This window comes from Bradyrhizobium sp. SPXBL-04 (assembly GCF_051853035.1).
Lineage (GTDB): Bacteria > Pseudomonadota > Alphaproteobacteria > Rhizobiales > Xanthobacteraceae > Bradyrhizobium > Bradyrhizobium zhanjiangense.
Window position 1 is genome coordinate 8484331 of sequence record NZ_CP182472.1, and the last position, 18352, is coordinate 8502682.

Here is an 18352-nt window from a genome sequence, read left to right on the forward strand (position 1 = left end):
GTGACTAAACCCCTTTTCCAGCGATGAGGCCCTGCGGGCGGAATTTGATGAAGACAATGGCGAGCACGAAGACGAGCACGTCGGCGACGACGGGCGCCATCACCCAGGGCAGCGCGGCGCTGAGCGTGCCGATGACGCCCGCGCCGGCGACCGGGCCGATGAAGGAGCCGACGCCGCCGACCATGACCGCGACAAAACCCTGGATCAGGAAGCGCAGGCCAAGATCGGCAAACAGGCTGAACACCGGCACGATCAGCGCACCGGCAAGACCGGCCAGCGCTGCGCCAAACGCAAACGTGGCGCCGTAGATCAGTGGCGTGGAGATGCCCGACGCGCGCGCCAACGACGGATTCTCCAGCGTCGCCCTCACGCGCAGGCCAAAACTCGTGCGCGACAGCAGCAGATAGCAGCCGCCCATCACCAAGAGCGTGATGACGATGATGGTGAAGCGCCAGGCCGAGATGTGCATGGCGCCGATGTCGATCGAGCCGCCGATCGGTTCGGGCACAGTGAGATAGAAGCCGCCGATCAGGCCGCGCACGGATTCGCGGATGATGAGGCCGAGCGCATAGGTGCCGAGCATGGCGACGATGGGCGCGGCGTAGAAGCGGCGGATGATCAGCGCCTCCAGCACGAAGCCGAGCGCGCCGACCACGAAGGGCGCCGCAGCCATGCCGGCCCAGATCGGCAATCCCTTGGCGTAGGCGAGATAGGTGATGTAGGCCCCCAGCAGGACGAACTCGCCCTGCGCGAAGTTGAAGATACCCATCATGCTGGCGATGATCCCGAGCCCCAGCACGATCAGGACGATGATCGCGCCAAAGCTCAGGATCTCGAACGCCGCGACGAACGCGTTAGCCATGCGCCGGAGCCTTTCCCGCTCCGATGGAATCGGAACGGGGCTCTGGATTCTTGTTTTGACGCGTTTTCTTGACGCGAACCGGTATCCACTTCGCTCGAAAACGCTCTGGCGCTCCGTTCGCCTGCATCGAAGCCTCGCTCATATCTTCTTCCAGTCGCCGATCTGCTCGAAGGCATGAGCGGCGCGATAGATCGTGGCTTCCTCGAACATGCGGCCGACCAGCATCAGGCCGACGGGCAGGCCATCGACCATGCCGCAGGGCAGCGACATCGCGGGATGATGGGTGATGTCGAACGGCGCGGTGTTGGAGATCATCTCGAGCGCGCGGGCAACGTAATCCTCGCGGCTGGCATTGGGGGCCGGCAGTGGCGTCGCCTTCATCGGCGTGGTCGGCATCAGCAGCAGATCGTAATCCCCGAACGCCTTGTCGTAGGCCGCGGTCAGCCGTCGCGAGATGTTGAGCGCCTTGCCGTAGAAGCGTGGGCCGAAATTGTTGTTGATGTAGGTGCCGAGCATCATGAACAATTTCGTGGTCTCGGACAGCGAATCGGCCTGCCGGCGCCAGCCGCGATGAAAGTCCATCAGCGAGGTCGAATAGAGATCGCCGCGGCTGAGGCCGTAGCCGTCGCCGAACATCATGGTCTGGGTCAGGCCTTCGGTGCCGATCGGGGTCCAGATCGCGCCGCCCAAGAGGTGCATCGGGATCGACACCGTCTCGATGCTGGCTCCGAGATCCCTGAAGCGTTTCGCCGCCTCGCGCACGCTCTCATTTACAGCGGCCTCCGCACCCGGCTGCTCAAAGCCTTCCTTGACGATGCCGATCTTCATGCCCTTGACGCCCTGGCCGAGCGCCTTGGTGTATTCCTCGACCTTCGGCGCCTTGATGCGCGGATCGTAGCCGTCGTCGCCGGCGAGCACTTCGAGCAGCAGCGCGTTGTCGGCGACCGTTGCGGTCATCGGACCGGTATGGTCGACGTAGATCTCGATCGGCATGATCCCGGTATAGGGCACGAGGCCCCAGGTCGGCTTCATTCCGTAGATGCCGCAGAACGATGACGGCATGCGGATCGAGCCGCCCTGATCGCCGCCGATCGCCATGTCGACCTCGCCGAGCGCGACCACGACGGCCGAGCCTGACGACGAGCCGCCGGCCGAGTAACCCATCTTGTGCGGATTGTGCACCGGCCCGTAGGAGCCGGTGTGGCTGCCGCCGGACAGGCAGAAATGCTCGCAATGGGTTTTACCGACGATCTCGGCACCGGCATCGAGCATGCGCGTGACGATGGTGGCGTCGAAATCGGGCACATAGCCTTCCAGCGTCGACGAGCCGTTGGTCATGGGCACGCCGGCCAGCATGATGTTGTCTTTCAGCGCAACGGTCTTGCCCTTGAGCTTGCCGCTGGCAGCGCCCTTCACGATCGATTTGCGATACCAGGCATTGCGGGGGTTCTCTTCGGCTGAGGGCCGATAGCCCGGCGTGCGGGGATATTTCACCTCCGGCACCTCGTCCGGCATCGTGGCCACGAGATTGTAGGCCTCGATCGAGCCCTGCATCAGGCCGCGGAACGAGGCGACGTCGTCGTCGGTCAGCGAAAGGCCGCACTGCTCGGCGACGCTGCGAAGTTGGGCTGGCGTGGGAAGGACAACTGTCACGGCGCTCTCCTCAAAGGCTTCTTGATCCCTGGCGTAGATGGAAGCCGCATGGGCACCGCGCCTGCACAGCGCGGGGCCAACCGGCTTCACCTCGATATTACAGACGGAAATATTTTCCTTTTCAAGTATTATTTCGAAGATCCGCGTCGGCCGATGGACAATCTCGCTCAGACCGGCTTGATCAGCTTGAAGTCGAGACCGTCAGCCTCGGCGAGATACATCTGCATGCGGGCGTGACCGTTGCGAACGGTGACCGGGCCACGCGCGCCGCCATAAACGACGTTGCGCCCCGCCGCGAGCATGGGAGCCATGGACAGCGAACCTGCCTTGTTCGCGACGGCTTCGAGGAAACGCAGGCCTTCGTAAGTGGACTGGCCGAGCGAGCCGATCGGCGGAGCGTTCGGTCCGAACATCGTGCGATAGCGGCTCTGGAAGTCGTCGTTGGCCCGCGAGCCGATGCCGGGGAAATAGCCGGAGGCGCAGAACATGTTCTCGCTGTTGTCGGCGCCGATGCCGAGCAGCACCGTCTCGTCCATCGCGCCCGCGAGCCGCAGCGTCGTCGCGGCGAGCCCGCATTCGCCGAAGGCACGGTTAAAGGTGATGCTGTCGGTGCCGATCAGCGAGATCAGCACGACATCGGGCCTCGTGGCGCGGATGCGCGCCAGATGCGGCTCGTGATTATCCTCGCCGAGGGGGACGAACTCCTCGCCGACGACCTGCCCGCCGGTCTCCTTGATGTAATTCTTCACGGCGCGATGCGACTGCCAGGGCCAGACATAGTCGCTGCCGATCAGGTACCAGCGCGACGCCTTCTTGACGTCAGCGAGCCAGTGGATCGAGGGCCGGCTCTGCCAGCGCGGCGTCTCGCCGATCGCCATCACGCCCGGCGTGCGCTCGCCACCCTCGTAGACCGGCGTGTAGATGTAGGGGATGCGATGACGCGTGGTGACGTCGCGCAAGCCGACACGGATCGCACTGGTGTGCAGCCCGACGATGAGATCGACCTCGTCGAATGCGATCGCCTGCTCGGCGCGGTTCAGCACCTCGTCGAGCGGCCCGCCGGCGTCGTAAATGGAAAGCTCGATTTCGCGCCCGAGAATGCCGCCCCGCTTGTTGATCTCGGCGACGGCGAGCTTGGCACTGTTGGTCGCACAGGGGCCCCAGACCCCGGGCGAGCCGGTGCAGCAGATGAAGCCGCCGACCCGCAGCTTGTTCGCGCCGCGCCGCCGGAAAAAGGCGTGATCCCTGGGCGACAAGACACCATCAGCCGCCGATGACGACGACAGATTCCTGAACAGCAAGGACGGCGGCAACGCCGGGCCGCCGTGAGCCGGGAAGTTTACCGTCGCGCGCACGCCAACTCCTGTCTGGGACCAGACCTGAAAGCACATTGAGCAGGCGGCCGCGGCTTCCGCCCTTTTGTTGGGCAATGATCCTATTTTGAAAATATTGAATATTCAACAATTGAAGTGCATATAGATGCAGCATTGATTGCAAGACATTCACTCATTTGGGTCAAGACGAAGTCTTAGCCGTGGCAAAACCGTCGAAAGAAAACTCCCCGATCACCGAACACCTCGCCTACCTGCTCGCGCAAGCCAACCGCGAAATCAACCGGCAGCTCGAACTGCGGTTGAGCAAGGAGGGCGTGCCGGTCGAGCAATGGCGCATCTTGAAAGTGCTGTCGGATGGCAACGGCCATTCGATGGGCGAGCTTGCCGATGCCGTGCTGCTCAACCATCCGACGCTGACCAAGATGATCGACCGCATGGTCTCCGACACGTTGGTCTACCGCGTGCAGGACCCCAACGACCGCCGCAAGGTGCTGATGTTCATCTCCGACCGTGGCAAGGTGCTGAGCAAGAAGCTCAATTCGCTCGCGGTGGACCAGGAGGAGCACATCCTGGAGAGCTACGGCGACAAGTCGACCAGCGAATTGAAGCGGCTCTTGGAGAGCTTGATCGACAGCTCGAATTGAGCTGTCGTATCAGACGCGATCTCTCAACTCACGTCGTCCTGGACAAGCGAAGCGCAGATCCAGGACCCATTACCACAGGGCGCAGTTTGGCGAAGACCGTGGTGACGAGCTTCGCGTAACGACTTCTCCCTGGGGTAATGGGTCCTGGCTTTCGCCAGGACGACGATGGAGTGAGTTGCGACACGACCGGCCAAACAAAAGCTGTCGTCCCGGCGAGGGCCGGGACCTATAACCACAGGATTTAGTTTGGCGGACGGTGTTGGTTTCGATTCTTCGCTCGGTACGCCGACTGCGCATCATCGATCAATCACGCGGTATGGGTCCCGGCGTTCGCCGGGACGACGATGTGGAGAAGCCGCGCGTCACAACGTAGCGTCAGCGCCCGCGGACGCGGGCGATCCAGTATTCCAGAGAAAGCTGTGATTGAGCCGAGGGGCTGCGGCGGACTCGGTCGCCCGGTCAAGCCGGGCGACGACTGTGGAGAGTGAGGCGCGGGCGCGCCTCACAAATACATTCAAGCCCTACGCATACTTGCCGTGGCAGTGCTTGTACTTCTTGCCCGAGCCGCACGGGCAGTCCTCGTTGCGGCCGACCTTGCCCCAGCTTGCCGGGTTCTTGGGATCGCGACTGGCGGCGTCGGTGGCCTGGGCGCCGAGCGTGACGCTGGCAAGGGCCATCTCGTCTTCGCCGGTGTTCGGGTCGAACTTGTGCGCCTCCATCGCCGGCAGGATGGGAGCCTCCTGCTCCGGCGGGACGATCTCGACCCGCATCAGCTGCGCCGTTACGGCCTCGCGCAGATGCGCGCTCATCTCCTGGAAGAGGTTGAAGGCCTCGGTCTTGTACTCCTGCAACGGATCGCGCTGGCCGTAGCCGCGCAGGCCGATGACCTGACGCAGATGGTCCAGCATGATCAGATGCTCGCGCCAGAGATGATCGAGCGTCTGCAAGAGAATGGTCTTCTCGACGTAACGCATCACGTCGGGACCCCATTGCGCGACCTTGGCCGCCATGTGCTCGTCGGCTTTGGTCTCGATGCGGGTCAGCAGCTCCTCGTCGGCGATGCCCTCTTCCTTGGCCCATTCGTCGACCGGCAGGTCGAGATCGAGCACACGCTTCAATTCATCCTTCAGCCCGGCGACGTCCCACTGCTCGGCATAGGCGTGCTCGGGCACGTGCTTGGCGACGAGATCGTCGATGAAGGCGTGGCGCATGTCGGCGATGGTCTCGGCGACGCTCTCGTCCCTCATCAACTCGACGCGCTGATCGAAGATCACCTTGCGCTGGTCGTTCTGGACGTTGTCGAACTTGAGGAGGTTCTTGCGGATGTCGAAGTTGCGCGCCTCGACCTTCTGCTGCGCCTTCTCGAGCGCCTTGTTGATCCAGGGATGGATGATGGCCTCGCCCTCTTGCAGGCCGAGACGCTGGAGCATGCTGTCGAGACGGTCCGAGCCGAAGATGCGCATCAGGTCGTCTTCGAGCGACAGGAAGAACTTTGACCGGCCGGGGTCGCCCTGACGGCCGGAACGGCCGCGCAGCTGATTGTCGATGCGGCGGGATTCATGCCGCTCGGAGCCGATGATGTAGAGGCCGCCGGGCTTGTTCACGGCCTTGGCGGGCTTGCTCCCCTTCGCCGGCTCGATCTCGACGGTCTCCTCGGCCTTCAGCACGATGTCGCGGAAATGCGCGATATCGGCCTTGATCTGCTCGATCTTCTTGGCCTTCTCGGCCTCGTCCTCAATGCTGGCGGTCTCCTGCTGGATGCGCATCTCGAGCGAGCCGCCGAGCTTGATGTCGGTGCCGCGGCCGGCCATGTTGGTCGCGATCGTGATTGCGCCGGGCACACCGGCTTCGGCGACGATATAGGCCTCCTGCTCGTGGAAGCGCGCGTTCAGCACCGCGAACAGCTTTGCCGGCTTGCCGGCGCGGGCCGCGGCATAGAGCTTGTCGAGCGCGTTGTCCTTGCCGAAGTCGATCTGCTTGTAGCCGTTCTTCTTGAGGAATTCGGCGAGCACTTCCGACTTTTCGATCGACGCCGTGCCAACCAGCACCGGCTGGAGCCGCGAATTGGCACGCTCGATCTCGGCGAGGATCGCGCCGTATTTTTCCTGCTGGGTGCGGTAGACCTCGTCGTCCTCGTCGAGGCGCGCGATCGGCAGGTTGGTCGGGATCTCCACGACCTCGAGCTTGTAGATGTCGAACAATTCGTCCGCTTCGGTCGCGGCCGTGCCGGTCATGCCCGCAAGCTTCTCGTACATGCGGAAGTAGTTCTGGAAGGTGATCGAGGCCAGCGTCTGGTTCTCGGGCTGGACCTGGACGTGCTCCTTGGCTTCCAGCGCCTGGTGCAGGCCTTCCGAATAGCGGCGGCCCGGCATCATGCGGCCGGTGAACTCGTCGATGATGACGACCTCGTTGTCGCGGACGATGTAGTCCTTGTCGCGCGTGAACAGGGTGTGGGCGCGCAGCGCCTGGTTGATGTGGTGCACGACGGAGACGTTCTCGACGTCGTAGAGCGACTCGCCCTTGAGCTGGCCGGCATCGCGCAGCAGGGTCTCGATCTTCTCCATGCCGGCTTCGGTCAGCGTCACCGTGCGCTGCTTCTCGTCGACCTCGTAATCGGTCTTGTCGAGCTTGGGCAGGAAGCTGTCGATGGTGTTGTAGAAGTCGGAGCGGTCGTCGAGCGGACCGGAGATGATCAGCGGCGTGCGCGCTTCGTCGATCAGGATGGAGTCGACTTCGTCGACGATGGCGAAGAAGTGCGGCCGCTGGACCATGTCCTCGAGCCGATACTTCATGTTGTCGCGCAAATAGTCGAAGCCGTATTCGTTGTTGGTGCCGTAGGTGATGTCGCAGGCATAGGCCGCCTTGCGCTCGGCATCGTCGAGGCCGTGCACGATCACGCCGGTGGTCATGCCGAGGAAGCCATAGATCTGGCCCATCCAGCCGGAGTCGCGGCGGGCGAGGTAGTCGTTGACGGTGACGACGTGGACGCCCTTGCCGGCGAGCGCGTTGAGGTAGACCGCGAGCGTTGCCACCAGCGTCTTGCCTTCGCCGGTCTTCATCTCGGCGATGTCGCCCTCGTGCAGCACCATGCCGCCGATCAGCTGGACGTCGAAATGGCGTTGGCCGAGCGTGCGTTTGGCCGCCTCGCGCACCGTGGCGAAGGCGGGCACCAGGAGGTCGTCGAGGGTCTTGCCTTCGGAGATCTGCTTCCTGAACTCGGCGGTGCGGGCCTTGAGCGCCTCGTCGGAGAGTTTCGAGACTTCAGGCTCCAGCGCGTTGATCGCGTTGACGCGGGACTGATATCCCTTCACCCGCCGGTCGTTGGCGGAGCCGAAAAACTTGCGGGCGAGCGCGCCGATCATGCCTAGTTCCTGTGTTCGCGATTTAACCGCGTTGCAGCCAAGAAGTTGTCACCCGCCTGCCTATTCAACTCACCGTGACGCCGATGGCGCCTTCAGCCCGGACTGCGGGGGTCGTCCGCCATATGGGTGGGAATTGAGCAAGTCTGGGTTCAACGGCCAAAAACGCAGCAAAATAAACGCCATCGCCATGGACGCGACCGGCCAGAGATATGGCCGGCCCCTAGCCTTGTCAACGGCGGCCGCATTGCGGCTAATTCATCATTTTGACAGACTTTTCGCGTTGCCAAGCCCCCCTGATTGGGCGAGTGTCCGCCCCGCTCGAGCAGCCCCCTGCTTCAACATAAGGATTTTCCATGACCACCTCGTTCCCGGTAACCACCGGCCAGCGTTTCCGCCATGCGTCCGCTCTGGCCGGCTGCCTCGCTCTGGCGCTGTCCCTGGCGTTCGCCGGGCCGCTCCGCGCCGCCGACGATCCGGTGCTGGCGAAGGTCAATGGCGCGGAAATCAAGAAGAGCGACGTCGCCATGGCCGAGGAAGAACTCGGACCGAGCCTCGCCCAGATGGATCCGGCGACCAAGGACGAGAATGTCCTGTCGTTCCTGATCGACATGAAGATCGTCAGCAAGGCTGCCGAGGACAAGAAGGTCGCCGACAGCGAGGAGTTCAGGAAGCGCCTGGCATTCGCCCGCAACCGGCTTCTGATGGACAGCCTGCTCGCGGGCGAGGGCAAGGCCGCCACCACCCCCGACGCCATGAAGAAGGTCTATGAGGAGGCCTCCAAGCAGATCACCGGCGAGCAGGAGGTGCGCGCCCGCCACATCCTGGTCGAGACCGAGGACGAGGCCAAGGCGGTGAAGGCCGAGCTCGACAAGGGCGCCGATTTCGCCGATCTCGCCAAGAAGAAATCCAAGGATCCGGGCTCCGCCGACGGCGGCGACCTCGGCTTCTTCACCAAGGAGCAGATGGTGCCGGAATTCTCAGCCATCGCCTTCGCGCTCGAGCCGGGCAAGATCTCCGACCCCGTGAAGTCGCAGTTCGGCTGGCACGTCATCAAGGTCGAGGAAAAGCGCAACCGCAAGGCGCCGGACTTCGAGCAGGTCAAGGCCCAGATCGAGAACTACGTCACCCGCAAGGCCCAGGCCGAGTACGTCGCCAAGCTCCGTGCCGAGGCCAAGGTCGAGCGGCTGGACCAGCCGGCGGATGCGGCAAAGGACGCCAAGCCGGCCGATGCGGCCAAGCCGTCCGACAGCAAGATGGCGCCGCCTGCGAAGAAGTAAGAATTCGCTGTCACTTCGCGGACGCCAATAGTATCTAACGTCGCAATGGCCGGGCACATGCCCGGCCATCTGCATATCCAGACCCACCAAGGCGCCCCGCGATGTCCTTCTCCGTCTCTCCCCTCGCCCCGAAACACGTTCCCGACATGCCCGTGATCGCGGGCGTCCGTCTTGCGACCGCCGAGGCCGGCATCCGCTACAAGAACCGCACCGACGTGCTGCTGGCGGTGATGGACAAGGGCACGGCCGTGGCCGGCGTCTTCACCAAGTCGAAATGCCCCTCCGCGCCGGTCGAATGGTGCCGCGCCAAATTGAAGGGCGGCAAGGCCCGCGCCCTCGTCGTCAATTCCGGCAACGCCAATGCCTTCACCGGCAAGACCGGCCGCGCATCGACGGCACTGACCGCGAAGATCGCCGCCAGGGCCGTCGGGTGCAGCGAGAGCGAGATCTTCCTCGCCTCGACCGGCGTGATCGGCGAGCCGCTGGACGCGACCAAGTTCGATGGCGTGCTGGGCCGCCTCGCCGAGACCGCCGAGCCCGGCGATTATCTCGCCGCGGCCAAGGCAATCATGACCACCGATACCTTCCCGAAGGTCGCGACCGCGACCGTCAAGCTTGGCAAGGCCAAGGTCACCATCAACGGCATGGCCAAGGGCGCCGGCATGATCGCGCCCGATATGGCGACCATGCTGTCCTTCATCTTCACCGACGCGCCGATCGCGCCCGCCGCGCTGCAAGCCCTGCTCAAGAGCGGCGTCGAGGACACCTTCAACGCGGTGACGATCGACGGCGACACCTCGACCTCTGACACGCTGCTCGCCTTCGCAACGGGCGCCGCCGCCGCGCATGGTGCGCCAAAGATCAGCCGCGCCAGCGACCCGCGCCTGAAGGCCTTCGTCAAGGCATTCAACCAGGTGCTCGCCAATTTGTCCGAGCAGGTGGCCCGCGACGGCGAAGGCGCGCGCAAGCTGGTCGAGATCACCGTCGAGGGCGCCAAGACCAAGGCTTCGGCGCGCAAGATCGCGATGTCGATCGCCAACTCGCCGCTGGTCAAGACCGCGATCGCCGGCGAGGACGCGAATTGGGGCCGCGTCGTGATGGCGGTCGGCAAGGCCGGCGAGCCAGCCGATCGCGACAAGCTCTCGATCTCCTTCAACGGTATCCGCGTCGCCAAGAGCGGCGCGCGCGATCCGTCCTATGACGAAGCCCAGGTGTCGGAGGCGATGAAGGCGCCGGAGATCGCGATCAAGGTCTCGCTCGGCCTCGGCAAGGGCCGCGACCGCGTCATGACCTGCGACCTAACCAAGGAATATGTCGCGATCAACGGGGATTACAGGTCGTAAGGCAGCATGGCCGATCTCAAGCTCACATTGGTGGTGGCCTGCGCGCTGGTCGACGCCGACAAGCGCGTCCTGATCGCGCAACGCCCCGAGGGCAAGGCGCTGGCCGGCCTCTGGGAATTCCCGGGCGGCAAGCTCGAGCTGGGCGAGCGGCCCGAGCAGAGCCTGATCCGCGAGCTCCATGAGGAGCTCGGCATCACGGTCGCCGAGCCGTGCCTGGCCCCGCTGACCTTTGCGAGCTACGGCTACGAGACCTTCCACCTGTTGATGCCGCTCTACATCTGCCGGCGCTGGGAGGGGCAGGTCACGGCGCGCGAAGGCCAAAACCTCGCCTGGGTCCGCGCCAACAAACTGCGCGACTACCCGATGCCGCCCGCGGACATCCCGCTGATCCCGCATTTGATTGATTTGTTGATGTGAGCAGTGTCCCGGACGCTGCGCTGCGTCCGGGACACACGTCACTCTTTCCCCGCCTTCTTCACCGCCTCGGCCAGACTCGCCTTGGCTGAGCCGGGCTTGAGCGGCTGCTGCTGGCTCGCATGCGGGGCCCAGCCGGAGAGCCAGATGATATCGAACGTCGCACGGATGCGGCCGTCGGCATCGGCGAAGCGTTCGGCATAGATCTCGGCCATCCGCAGCAGCGTCGCGCGACGGCTCGGCACGCGCCGCCGTTCGATCAGCACATTGGCAGCACCCATGCGGCGGAGATCCTGCATCAGCGCAAACGCATTGGCATAGCGCACCACGACACGGTCGACGTCGGTGACCGGCAGCGCAAAGCCCGCCCGCTGCAACAGCGCGCCGATATCGCGCAAGTCCGCGAACGGCGCGACCCGCGGCGACACGCCGCCTTCACATTCGGCTTCGGCGGCCGCAAACGCCTGACGCAGCTCGGTCAGGCTGTCGCCGCCGATCATGGCCGCGAGCAGCAACCCGTCCGGCTTCAAGGCGCGGCGCACCTGCGCGAGCACACCCGGCAAGTCGTTGACGAATTGCAGCGCCAGCGCGGAGACGATCAGGTCGAGGCTTTCGGGTGCAAAGGGAAGCTTCTCCGAACCCGCGGCATCGAGCGCGATGTGCTCGATGGCAGGTAGCCTCGTGCGCAGTCCTGCGAGCCCTTCGCCGGGCGTCCAAAGATCGGCCGGTGCCTGGAATTCCCGCATCACCGCGGCCAGCCGGTCGGACATGTCCTCGGCGACACGATCGAGCAGGAAGGCGACCGGACCTTGCGCCCGCGCGCGACCCTGCCGCGCGTGCAACAAAGCGCGATCGAACAAAGCGGGAGGGGATTGCGGAGCTTGAGCCATGCCGCTGGTTACGCCGATCACGACGGCTATTGCAATGTCCTCTCTCGTGTCCCGGACGCGCTGCAGCGCACCGCCGAAAAGGCGCCGCGCTGCGTCCGGGGCACGAGAGCGTGGCTTGAGCGGATAAGCACGGAACGCTAGGCTTCCCAGCATGGAAGCCGAAGCCGCCCCCGCCCGATCCTTCGCCGCCCCTCTGCGTGCTGCGTGGACGGCTGGCCGCCAAGTGCTGTCGCGCGCGGCACGGCTTGCCCTCGATATCGCACTGCCGACGCAGTGTGTGTCCTGCCATGAGCCGGTTGACGGCGAGGGCGTTTGCGCTTCCTGCTGGGCGCGGCTGTCGTTCATTGAACGACCTTATTGCCCGCGGCTCGGCATTCCATTTGTGTATGACCCCGGTCCCGACATGCTGTCGATGGAGGCGATCGCGAGCCCGCCGGCCTACCAGCGCGCGCGAGCCGCGGTGCGTTATGATGACGTCGCGCGCACGCTGGTGCATGCGCTGAAATACCAGGACCGCACCGACTTGGCGCCCGCCATGGGCCGCTGGATGGCGCGCGCCGGCGGCGAGCTGCTCTCTGGCGCAGACATGCTGATCCCCGTTCCCCTGCATTGGCGGCGAGCCTGGCGGCGCCGCTACAACCAGTCCGGGGCGCTGGCGCGGATCATCGCGCGGCAGAGCGGCGTCGAGGTCCGGGGCGAGGTGTTGCGGCGGGTGCGTGCCACCGAGCAACAGATCGGCCTGTCGCGGGCCCAGCGCGCCACCAATGTACAGGGCGCGTTCCAGGTATCCCCCGACCGTCAGGCCGAGATTCAGGGCCGCCGCATCGTCCTGGTCGACGATGTCTTGACATCGGGCGCCACGCTGGACGCCTGCGCGCGGGCCCTGCTGCGCGCCAAGGCCGCCCAGGTCGACGTGCTGGTCTTTGCCCGGGTTGTGGAGACCCGGTAAAGTCCCATATAATTCAACGAATTCATGACATGAGAGCGCCAGACGAGATGACTGCTGCCATCGAGATCTACACGAGGCCGGGCTGCGGCTATTGTTCCGCCGCCAAGTCGCTGTTGAGCCGCAAGAAGGCGACCTTCACCGAGTTCGACATTGCCAAGAACCCGTCCTGGCGCCAGGACATGTACGGCCGCGCCGGCGAAGGCTCGACGTTTCCGCAGATCTGGATCGGTGGAACCCATGTCGGAGGCTGCGACGAGCTCTACGCGCTCGACCGCGAAGGCAAGCTCGACGGCATGCTCAACAGTATCAAGGCCGTCTCATGAGCGAGGATCGGACCTTCAACGCCGCCATGGTGCAGATGCGCACCGGCCTAATGCCCGGCCCGAGTCTTGAGCACGCTACCAAGCTGATCCGGCAGGCGGCGGCGGACGGCGCCGACTACGTGCAGACGCCCGAAGTCAGCAACATGATGCAGCTGAACCGCAAGGCGTTGTTCGAGCATCTTCAGAGCGAAGAGGACGACACCTCTCTGAAGGCATATCGGGCCCTCGCAGCGGAACTCGGAATCCACATCCATGTCGGCTCGCTCGCGCTCCGATTCTCGCCTGAGAAGGCGGTCAACCGCTCCTTCCTGATCGGGCCCGAGGGCAACGTGCTCGCGAGCTACGACAAGATCCACATGTTCGACATCGAGCTACCGGACGGCGAGAGCTATCGCGAATCCGCCAATTACCAGCCGGGCGAGACCGCCGTGATCTCCGACCTGCCCTGGGGCCGCGTCGGTCTGACGATTTGCTATGACGTCCGTTTCCCTGCGCTCTACCGCGCGCTGGCCGAGAGTGGCGCGTCCTTCATCACCGTACCCTCGGCCTTCACCCGCAAGACCGGGGAAGCGCATTGGCACGTGCTGCTGCGTTCGCGCGCGATCGAGACCGGCTGCTTCATCTTCGCCGCGGCGCAGGCTGGCCTGCACGAGAACAAGCGCGAGACCTACGGCCACTCCCTGATCATCGACCCCTGGGGCGAGATCCTCGCCGAGGGCGGCGTCGAGCCCGGCATCATCATGGCCAAGGTCGACCCAGCCAAGGTCGAGACGGCGCGCCGGGCGATTCCCTCGCTCCAGCACGGCCGCCGCTTCGGCGTCGCCGACGCCAAGGCCGGGCCGGACCATCTGCATCTCGTACGGGGATCGGCATGATCCGCTACGCACTGCACTGCGACCGGAACCACGCTTTCGAAAGCTGGTTTCAGAGTTCGTCCGCGTACGATTCACAGGTGAAGCGCAAGCTCGTGACCTGCCCGATCTGCGGCTCGGCCAAGGTCGACAAGGCGATCATGGCCCCGCGCATCGTCGGCAAGCAGGGGCGCGGCCGCGCTACGCCGCCAGCGGAGGCCACGGCGAGCGCCACGCCTGCGCCCGAGGCTGCGCCGTCAGGACCAACCTCGCTGCTGATGGCGCAGGAGAAAGAGCTGCGCACGAAGCTGAAGGAGCTGCGCGATCACATCGTCAAGAACGCCGACAATGTCGGCGAGCGCTTTGCCAACGAAGCCCGTGCCATGCACTACGGCGACAAGGAGCACCGTCCGATCTATGGCGAGGCCTCGCCTGACGAAGCCAAGTCGCTGATCGACGAAGGCATCGAGGTGTCACCGTTGCCGGTGCTGCCGGAAGACCGGAACTAAACCCCTACCAGCACAGCCACGCCAACCACGATCAACGCTATGCCTGCAAGCTCGCGCGGCGCGATCGGCTGCTTGAACGAGAAATAAGCCACGGCTTGCGCGAACAGCACCTCGATCAAAGCGAGGGTGCGGACATTGGCGGCCGCCGTGAGCGCGAACGCCAGGAACCAGAACTGCGAGGCGAAGGCGCCCGTGAAGCCCGCGAGCATCGACGGCTGCCACATTCCAAGGATACCCCGCAACACGTTTGGCGCGCGCCAGAGCAGATAGATCGTCAGCACCAGCGTCTGCACGAACAGGCCGAGCACCAGCGTGAACGACGAAGCCGTCACGAACGACACGCCCGGCACCGTGATGATGGCGCCGCGAAAGCCGACCGCGGAGAGCGCGAAGGCCGCCGCGGCGACGAGCCCCGTGATGGTCGGCTTCAATTCCGCAAAGCTTTTCTCGCCGCCGGGCCGGAGCGCCGTGATGACGACGCCGACGGTCGCGATCACGATCGCCAGCACCTTCAGCCAGGTCAGGTGATCGCCGAGAAAGACGAAGCCGAAGATCGCGGTCTGGATCGCTTCGGTCTTGAGGTAGGCCGTCGTCACCACGAAGGAGCGGTCGTTCATGGCGAGCAGCATCAGCCCGGTGGCGACGATCTGGCTGAGTGCGCCGAGCAAGAGCCACGGCCAGAACACGATCGGCGGCATGCCGACATGATCGCCGGTGGCGACCAGCACCACCGCGAGAAACAGCAGCGAGAACGGGAAGCCGAACAGGAAGCGGATGTTGGTCGCGCCCCACGTCCCCAGCGGCTTCGTCAGCGACCGCTGCATCGCATTGCGCGCGACTTGCCCGAGCGCGGCAATGATGGTGAAGGGAATCCAGAGGCTGGCGATGGTGAACATGGGGGTGGGATGGGGAGCAGGGAAGATTGCGGCAACGTGCCGCTAGCGGCGAAGCAGGTCAATCACGCGCAAGTCATGGGAGCGATGCTTTCGCCACACGCTCCGCCGTCGTCCCGGCCTAGTGCGCAATTGCGCACAGGGGCCGGGACGACACCGCTTTTGTGTCGCAGCGCCCCCTACTCAACCCCTCACACCATCCCTTCCGCCACGACCATGTAGTTCACGTCCATGTCGGAGGAGAGGGTCCATTTGTCGGCGAATGGGCTGTAGACGACGCCGGTCTGCTCGGTGATGACGAGGCGGTTGTCGAGCAGGTATTTTGTGAGCTCATCGGGAGTGACGAACTTGTTCCACTCGTGGGTGCCGCGCGGCAGCCAGCGCAGGACGTATTCGGCGCCGACGATGGCGAGTGCGAAGCTCTTCCAATTCCGATTCAGTGTCGAGACCACCATCAGACCGTTCGGCTTCAGCATCGCCGCACAGCGCTTCAGGAAGACGCCGACGTCGGTGACGTGCTCAATCACTTCCATCGCCAGCACGATGTCGAAGCGCTCGCGCGGATCGATCTCTTCCACGATGGTGCAGCGGTAGTCGATCGCGAGATGGCTCTTGTCGGCATGCAGTTTCGCGGCGGCGATGTTGCTCGCCGAAGGATCGATGCCGATGACCTGCGCCCCCAAGCGCGACAGCGGCTCGCAGAGCAGGCCGGCGCCGCAGCCGATGTCGAGCACGCGCAGGCCGCCGAGGCAGCTGAGGCTGCGCACATTGCGTTCGAACTTGCGGCAGGCGGCGTCACGGATGTAGCCAAGCCGCAGCGGATTGATCCGGTGCAGCGGCGCCATCTTGCCCCTGGGGTCCCACCACTCCGCCGAGAGTTTTGAGAATTTCGCGATCTCCGCGGCGTCGACGGTCGAACCCGGCTGGGCGGTGGCGGTTGCGGAAGTATTTTGCTGCATGCTCATGGTTACGCGCGGTCCTACCGCGTGGTGATCGAACTACGGAAGGCGAGCGGCGAGGCGATGGTCTTGATCGTCTCGATTCCCTCGCCAACGCCGCGAATCGTCACGTCACCATAATTGAGAATCCGTCCAAGAATGGTCTGGTCGACGTCGACGCTCTCGACCTTGTCCAGCGCCATCTCGAAGGTGCGGCGCTTGATGAACCCGGTCTTGTGCACGACCCGGAGGTTGGTGACGTCGGTTTCGGTGGTGAAGCGATGGAACCAGCCCTTGATGGTCCAGTACAGGGCCGCCAGAGCCACGAGACCCGCGGCTGTAAGGCAAAGCAAAACGAGCCCGTCGGCCGTGACCTGCCGCGACAGGATCAGCAGGGCCAGCGCCACGATCCAGGCCACGATGGCCGGAAAATAAAAGATCCAGTGCGCATTGGTCGAATACAGCACCCGCTCGCCCGGTTGCAGGATCTCGTCGATATAACGCGCCATGACCTCGGTTAACCCACTACCTCCGCACCCTGCCCCCGCAGGAACCCGCTTGCCCCCGGCCCCGCCGCTCTGTATACGCGCGGTCGGTATCCGCGAGGCACCCGTCCGGTGCGGTCACCATACTGATCCTTATGAGGGAATGCACGCGTCGTCATGAGCCGCCTCGTGATGAAATTCGGCGGCACGTCCGTCGCCAACATCGAACGTATCCGCAACGTCGCGCGCCATGTGAAGCGTGAGGTCGACGCCGGCCATGAAGTGGCCGTGGTCGTCTCGGCGATGTCCGGCAAGACCAACGAGTTGGTGGCCTGGTGCACCGAGGCCTCGCCCATGCATGATGCGCGCGAGTACGACGCCGTCGTCGCCTCCGGCGAACAGGTGACGTCCGGCCTGCTTGCCATCGTGCTGCAGGGCATGGGCATCCAGGCCCGCTCCTGGCAGGGCTGGCAGATCCCGATCAAGACCAGCGACGCTCATGCCTCGGCCCGGATCGAGGACATCGACGGCAGCGAGATCATCAAGCGCTTTAGGGAACGCAAGGAGGTCGCGGTCATCGCCGGCTTCCAGGGTATCAACCCAGATACGGATCGCATCACCACGCTCGGCCGTGGCGGCTCCGACACCTCGGCCGTGGCGATCGCCGCCGCCGTCAAGGCGGACCGCTGCGATATCTACACCGATGTCGACGGGGTCTACACCACCGATCCGCGAATCGTGCCGAAGGCCAAGAGGCTTGATAAGATCGCGTTCGAAGACATGCTGGAACTGGCCTCCCAGGGCGCCAAAGTGCTCCAGGTCCGCTCGGTGGAACTCGGCATGGTCCACAACATGCCGATCTTCGTCCGCTCGAGCTTCGACAAGCCCGAGGATATCGACCCGCATGCCAACCAGCCGCCCGGCACGCTGATCTGCAGCGAGGAGGAGATCATGGAAAGCCACGTCGTCACCGGTATCGCCTTCTCCAAGGACGAGGCCCAGATTTCGGTGCGCCAGGTCGAGGACAAGCCGGGCGTGGCGGCCTCGATCTTCGGCCCGCTGGCGGATGCCAACATCAACGTCGACATGATCGTGCAGAACGTCTCGGAGGACGGCAAGACCACCGACCTCACTTTCACGGTGCCGGCCGCCGACTACACCCGCGCCAAGGACACGATTACCGCCGCCAAGGCCAAGATCGGCTATGCCCGGCTTGATACCGCCACCGACGTCGCCAAGATTTCGGTGATCGGCAGTGGCATGCGCAGCCATGCCGGCGTCGCCGCCCAGGCGTTCTCGGCCCTCGCCGGACGGAATATCAACATCCGGGCCATTACAACCTCCGAGATCAAATTCTCGGTTTTGATCGACACCGCCTATACCGAGCTTGCGGTGCGCACCCTGCACACGCTCTACGGCCTCGATCAGACTTAGACGAATTTTCTCTTAGCGGTCGCAGCAAACGCGAAGGTGTCCACACATTCGCGCTTGGCAGGCGTTTTGCTTGGCAAAACAAGCCCCAATTCGCTATAGGCGGACAGGGTGGGCTGCCAGATACTGTGCCCCAGTTGAGGCGATGCCGATTCGGCTCTGGCAACCACCAGGGCCGGCGCCGGACGAGCAAG

The 18352-nt window shown here is 64.5% G+C and carries 17 protein-coding genes; 9 read left to right on the plus strand and 8 right to left on the minus strand.

Translation table 11 applies throughout. The features are described from left to right. Positions 1-4: 4 nt before the first annotated feature. The 3 genes from ACNJX8_RS40405 to ACNJX8_RS40415 all read right to left on the minus strand — a co-directional run bounded on the left by ACNJX8_RS40405 (position 5) and on the right by ACNJX8_RS40415 (position 3870). Positions 5-862 carry a branched-chain amino acid ABC transporter permease gene (locus tag ACNJX8_RS40405; RefSeq protein ID WP_128940348.1) on the minus strand — a complete coding sequence of 286 codons (858 nt, stop codon included), beginning with the start codon at positions 860-862 and terminating at the stop codon, positions 5-7. Positions 863-1000: 138 nt separating this feature from the next. After that, a complete protein-coding gene (locus ACNJX8_RS40410; protein ID WP_439359099.1) occupies positions 1001-2515 on the minus strand; it encodes an amidase in 1515 nt (504 codons plus the stop codon). Between the two features lie 167 nt (positions 2516-2682). Continuing rightward, positions 2683-3870, minus strand: coding sequence for a substrate-binding domain-containing protein (locus tag ACNJX8_RS40415; protein WP_439359100.1), 1188 nt, complete (start codon positions 3868-3870; stop codon positions 2683-2685). A 179-nt stretch (positions 3871-4049) separates the two neighbouring features. Here ACNJX8_RS40415 and ACNJX8_RS40420 point away from each other — a divergent pair, with 179 nt between their 5' ends. After that, positions 4050-4493, plus strand: coding sequence for a MarR family winged helix-turn-helix transcriptional regulator (locus tag ACNJX8_RS40420; protein WP_128930249.1), 444 nt, complete (start codon positions 4050-4052; stop codon positions 4491-4493). A gap of 521 nt (positions 4494-5014) precedes the next feature. On the opposite strand, the gene secA is transcribed toward ACNJX8_RS40420, so the two are convergent. After that, positions 5015-7855 (minus strand): preprotein translocase subunit SecA, encoded by a 2841-nt coding sequence (gene secA / locus ACNJX8_RS40425; RefSeq protein WP_439359101.1) that lies wholly within the window; start codon positions 7853-7855, stop codon positions 5015-5017. Positions 7856-8208: 353 nt separating this feature from the next. Between secA and ACNJX8_RS40430 the strand changes: the two genes are divergently transcribed. The 3 genes from ACNJX8_RS40430 to mutT all read left to right on the plus strand — a co-directional run bounded on the left by ACNJX8_RS40430 (position 8209) and on the right by mutT (position 10892). Further along, positions 8209-9132: a peptidylprolyl isomerase gene (locus tag ACNJX8_RS40430; protein WP_439359102.1), complete on the plus strand. Its 924-nt coding sequence runs from the start codon at positions 8209-8211 to the stop codon at positions 9130-9132. Between the two features lie 101 nt (positions 9133-9233). Next, positions 9234-10475, plus strand: a complete 1242-nt coding sequence (argJ, locus tag ACNJX8_RS40435; protein WP_439359103.1) for a bifunctional glutamate N-acetyltransferase/amino-acid acetyltransferase ArgJ — start codon at positions 9234-9236, stop codon at positions 10473-10475. 6 nt (positions 10476-10481) lie between these two features. Beyond that, complete coding sequence (gene mutT, locus ACNJX8_RS40440; protein WP_091898958.1) at positions 10482-10892, plus strand: 8-oxo-dGTP diphosphatase MutT; 411 nt, start codon at positions 10482-10484, stop codon at positions 10890-10892. A 38-nt stretch (positions 10893-10930) separates the two neighbouring features. Here the strand turns inward: mutT and ACNJX8_RS40445 are convergent, their stop codons facing one another. Further along, positions 10931-11779 (minus strand): methyltransferase domain-containing protein, encoded by an 849-nt coding sequence (locus tag ACNJX8_RS40445; protein ID WP_439362039.1) that lies wholly within the window; start codon positions 11777-11779, stop codon positions 10931-10933. A gap of 151 nt (positions 11780-11930) precedes the next feature. Here ACNJX8_RS40445 and ACNJX8_RS40450 point away from each other — a divergent pair, with 151 nt between their 5' ends. Genes ACNJX8_RS40450 through ACNJX8_RS40465 form a run of 4 tightly spaced genes read left to right on the plus strand, consistent with a single transcriptional unit; the run spans position 11931 to position 14411 of the window. Beyond that, positions 11931-12728 carry a ComF family protein gene (locus ACNJX8_RS40450; protein ID WP_439359104.1) on the plus strand — a complete coding sequence of 266 codons (798 nt, stop codon included), beginning with the start codon at positions 11931-11933 and terminating at the stop codon, positions 12726-12728. Between the two features lie 47 nt (positions 12729-12775). After that, entirely contained in the window at positions 12776-13051 is a 276-nt protein-coding gene (gene grxC / locus ACNJX8_RS40455; protein ID WP_128940408.1) for a glutaredoxin 3, read from the plus strand. Next, complete coding sequence (locus ACNJX8_RS40460; RefSeq protein ID WP_439359105.1) at positions 13048-13926, plus strand: carbon-nitrogen hydrolase family protein; 879 nt, start codon at positions 13048-13050, stop codon at positions 13924-13926. Before grxC ends, ACNJX8_RS40460 begins: the two co-directional genes overlap by 4 nt. Then, the gene (locus tag ACNJX8_RS40465) at positions 13923-14411 is read left to right on the plus strand and encodes a DUF1178 family protein (protein WP_439359106.1); all 489 of its coding nucleotides are present in this window, start codon (positions 13923-13925) and stop codon (positions 14409-14411) included. The genes ACNJX8_RS40460 and ACNJX8_RS40465 overlap by 4 nt, the downstream gene beginning before the upstream one ends. On the opposite strand, the gene ACNJX8_RS40470 is transcribed toward ACNJX8_RS40465, so the two are convergent. The 3 genes from ACNJX8_RS40470 to ACNJX8_RS40480 form a co-directional block, all read right to left on the minus strand. Then, complete coding sequence (locus tag ACNJX8_RS40470; RefSeq protein WP_439359107.1) at positions 14408-15307, minus strand: EamA family transporter; 900 nt, start codon at positions 15305-15307, stop codon at positions 14408-14410. The two genes, ACNJX8_RS40465 and ACNJX8_RS40470, sit on opposite strands and share 4 nt — an antisense overlap. Before the next feature lie 188 nt (positions 15308-15495). Beyond that, complete coding sequence (ubiG, locus tag ACNJX8_RS40475; RefSeq protein ID WP_164934773.1) at positions 15496-16269, minus strand: bifunctional 2-polyprenyl-6-hydroxyphenol methylase/3-demethylubiquinol 3-O-methyltransferase UbiG; 774 nt, start codon at positions 16267-16269, stop codon at positions 15496-15498. A gap of 14 nt (positions 16270-16283) precedes the next feature. After that, positions 16284-16751 (minus strand): PH domain-containing protein, encoded by a 468-nt coding sequence (locus ACNJX8_RS40480; RefSeq protein WP_439359108.1) that lies wholly within the window; start codon positions 16749-16751, stop codon positions 16284-16286. A gap of 153 nt (positions 16752-16904) precedes the next feature. Here ACNJX8_RS40480 and ACNJX8_RS40485 point away from each other — a divergent pair, with 153 nt between their 5' ends. Beyond that, positions 16905-18161 (plus strand): aspartate kinase, encoded by a 1257-nt coding sequence (locus ACNJX8_RS40485; RefSeq protein ID WP_128930259.1) that lies wholly within the window; start codon positions 16905-16907, stop codon positions 18159-18161. Positions 18162-18352 lie beyond the last annotated feature (191 nt).

What these genes read in the sequence shown, in the direction of transcription:
- ACNJX8_RS40405 (WP_128940348.1), bottom strand. Translation starts at nt 862, where the DNA reads ATGGCTAACGCGTTCGTCGCGGCGTTCGAGATCCTGAGCTTTGGCGCG.
- secA (WP_439359101.1), bottom strand. Translation starts at nt 7,855, where the DNA reads ATGATCGGCGCGCTCGCCCGCAAGTTTTTCGGCTCCGCCAACGACCGG.
- ACNJX8_RS40430 (WP_439359102.1), top strand. Translation starts at nt 8,209, where the DNA reads ATGACCACCTCGTTCCCGGTAACCACCGGCCAGCGTTTCCGCCATGCG.
- argJ (WP_439359103.1), top strand. Translation starts at nt 9,234, where the DNA reads ATGTCCTTCTCCGTCTCTCCCCTCGCCCCGAAACACGTTCCCGACATG.
- mutT (WP_091898958.1), top strand. Translation starts at nt 10,482, where the DNA reads ATGGCCGATCTCAAGCTCACATTGGTGGTGGCCTGCGCGCTGGTCGAC.
- ACNJX8_RS40445 (WP_439362039.1), bottom strand. Translation starts at nt 11,779, where the DNA reads ATGGCTCAAGCTCCGCAATCCCCTCCCGCTTTGTTCGATCGCGCTTTG.
- ACNJX8_RS40450 (WP_439359104.1), top strand. Translation starts at nt 11,931, where the DNA reads ATGGAAGCCGAAGCCGCCCCCGCCCGATCCTTCGCCGCCCCTCTGCGT.
- grxC (WP_128940408.1), top strand. Translation starts at nt 12,776, where the DNA reads ATGACTGCTGCCATCGAGATCTACACGAGGCCGGGCTGCGGCTATTGT.
- ACNJX8_RS40460 (WP_439359105.1), top strand. Translation starts at nt 13,048, where the DNA reads ATGAGCGAGGATCGGACCTTCAACGCCGCCATGGTGCAGATGCGCACC.
- ACNJX8_RS40465 (WP_439359106.1), top strand. Translation starts at nt 13,923, where the DNA reads ATGATCCGCTACGCACTGCACTGCGACCGGAACCACGCTTTCGAAAGC.
- ACNJX8_RS40470 (WP_439359107.1), bottom strand. Translation starts at nt 15,307, where the DNA reads ATGTTCACCATCGCCAGCCTCTGGATTCCCTTCACCATCATTGCCGCG.
- ubiG (WP_164934773.1), bottom strand. Translation starts at nt 16,269, where the DNA reads ATGAGCATGCAGCAAAATACTTCCGCAACCGCCACCGCCCAGCCGGGT.
- ACNJX8_RS40480 (WP_439359108.1), bottom strand. Translation starts at nt 16,751, where the DNA reads ATGGCGCGTTATATCGACGAGATCCTGCAACCGGGCGAGCGGGTGCTG.
- ACNJX8_RS40485 (WP_128930259.1), top strand. Translation starts at nt 16,905, where the DNA reads ATGAGCCGCCTCGTGATGAAATTCGGCGGCACGTCCGTCGCCAACATC.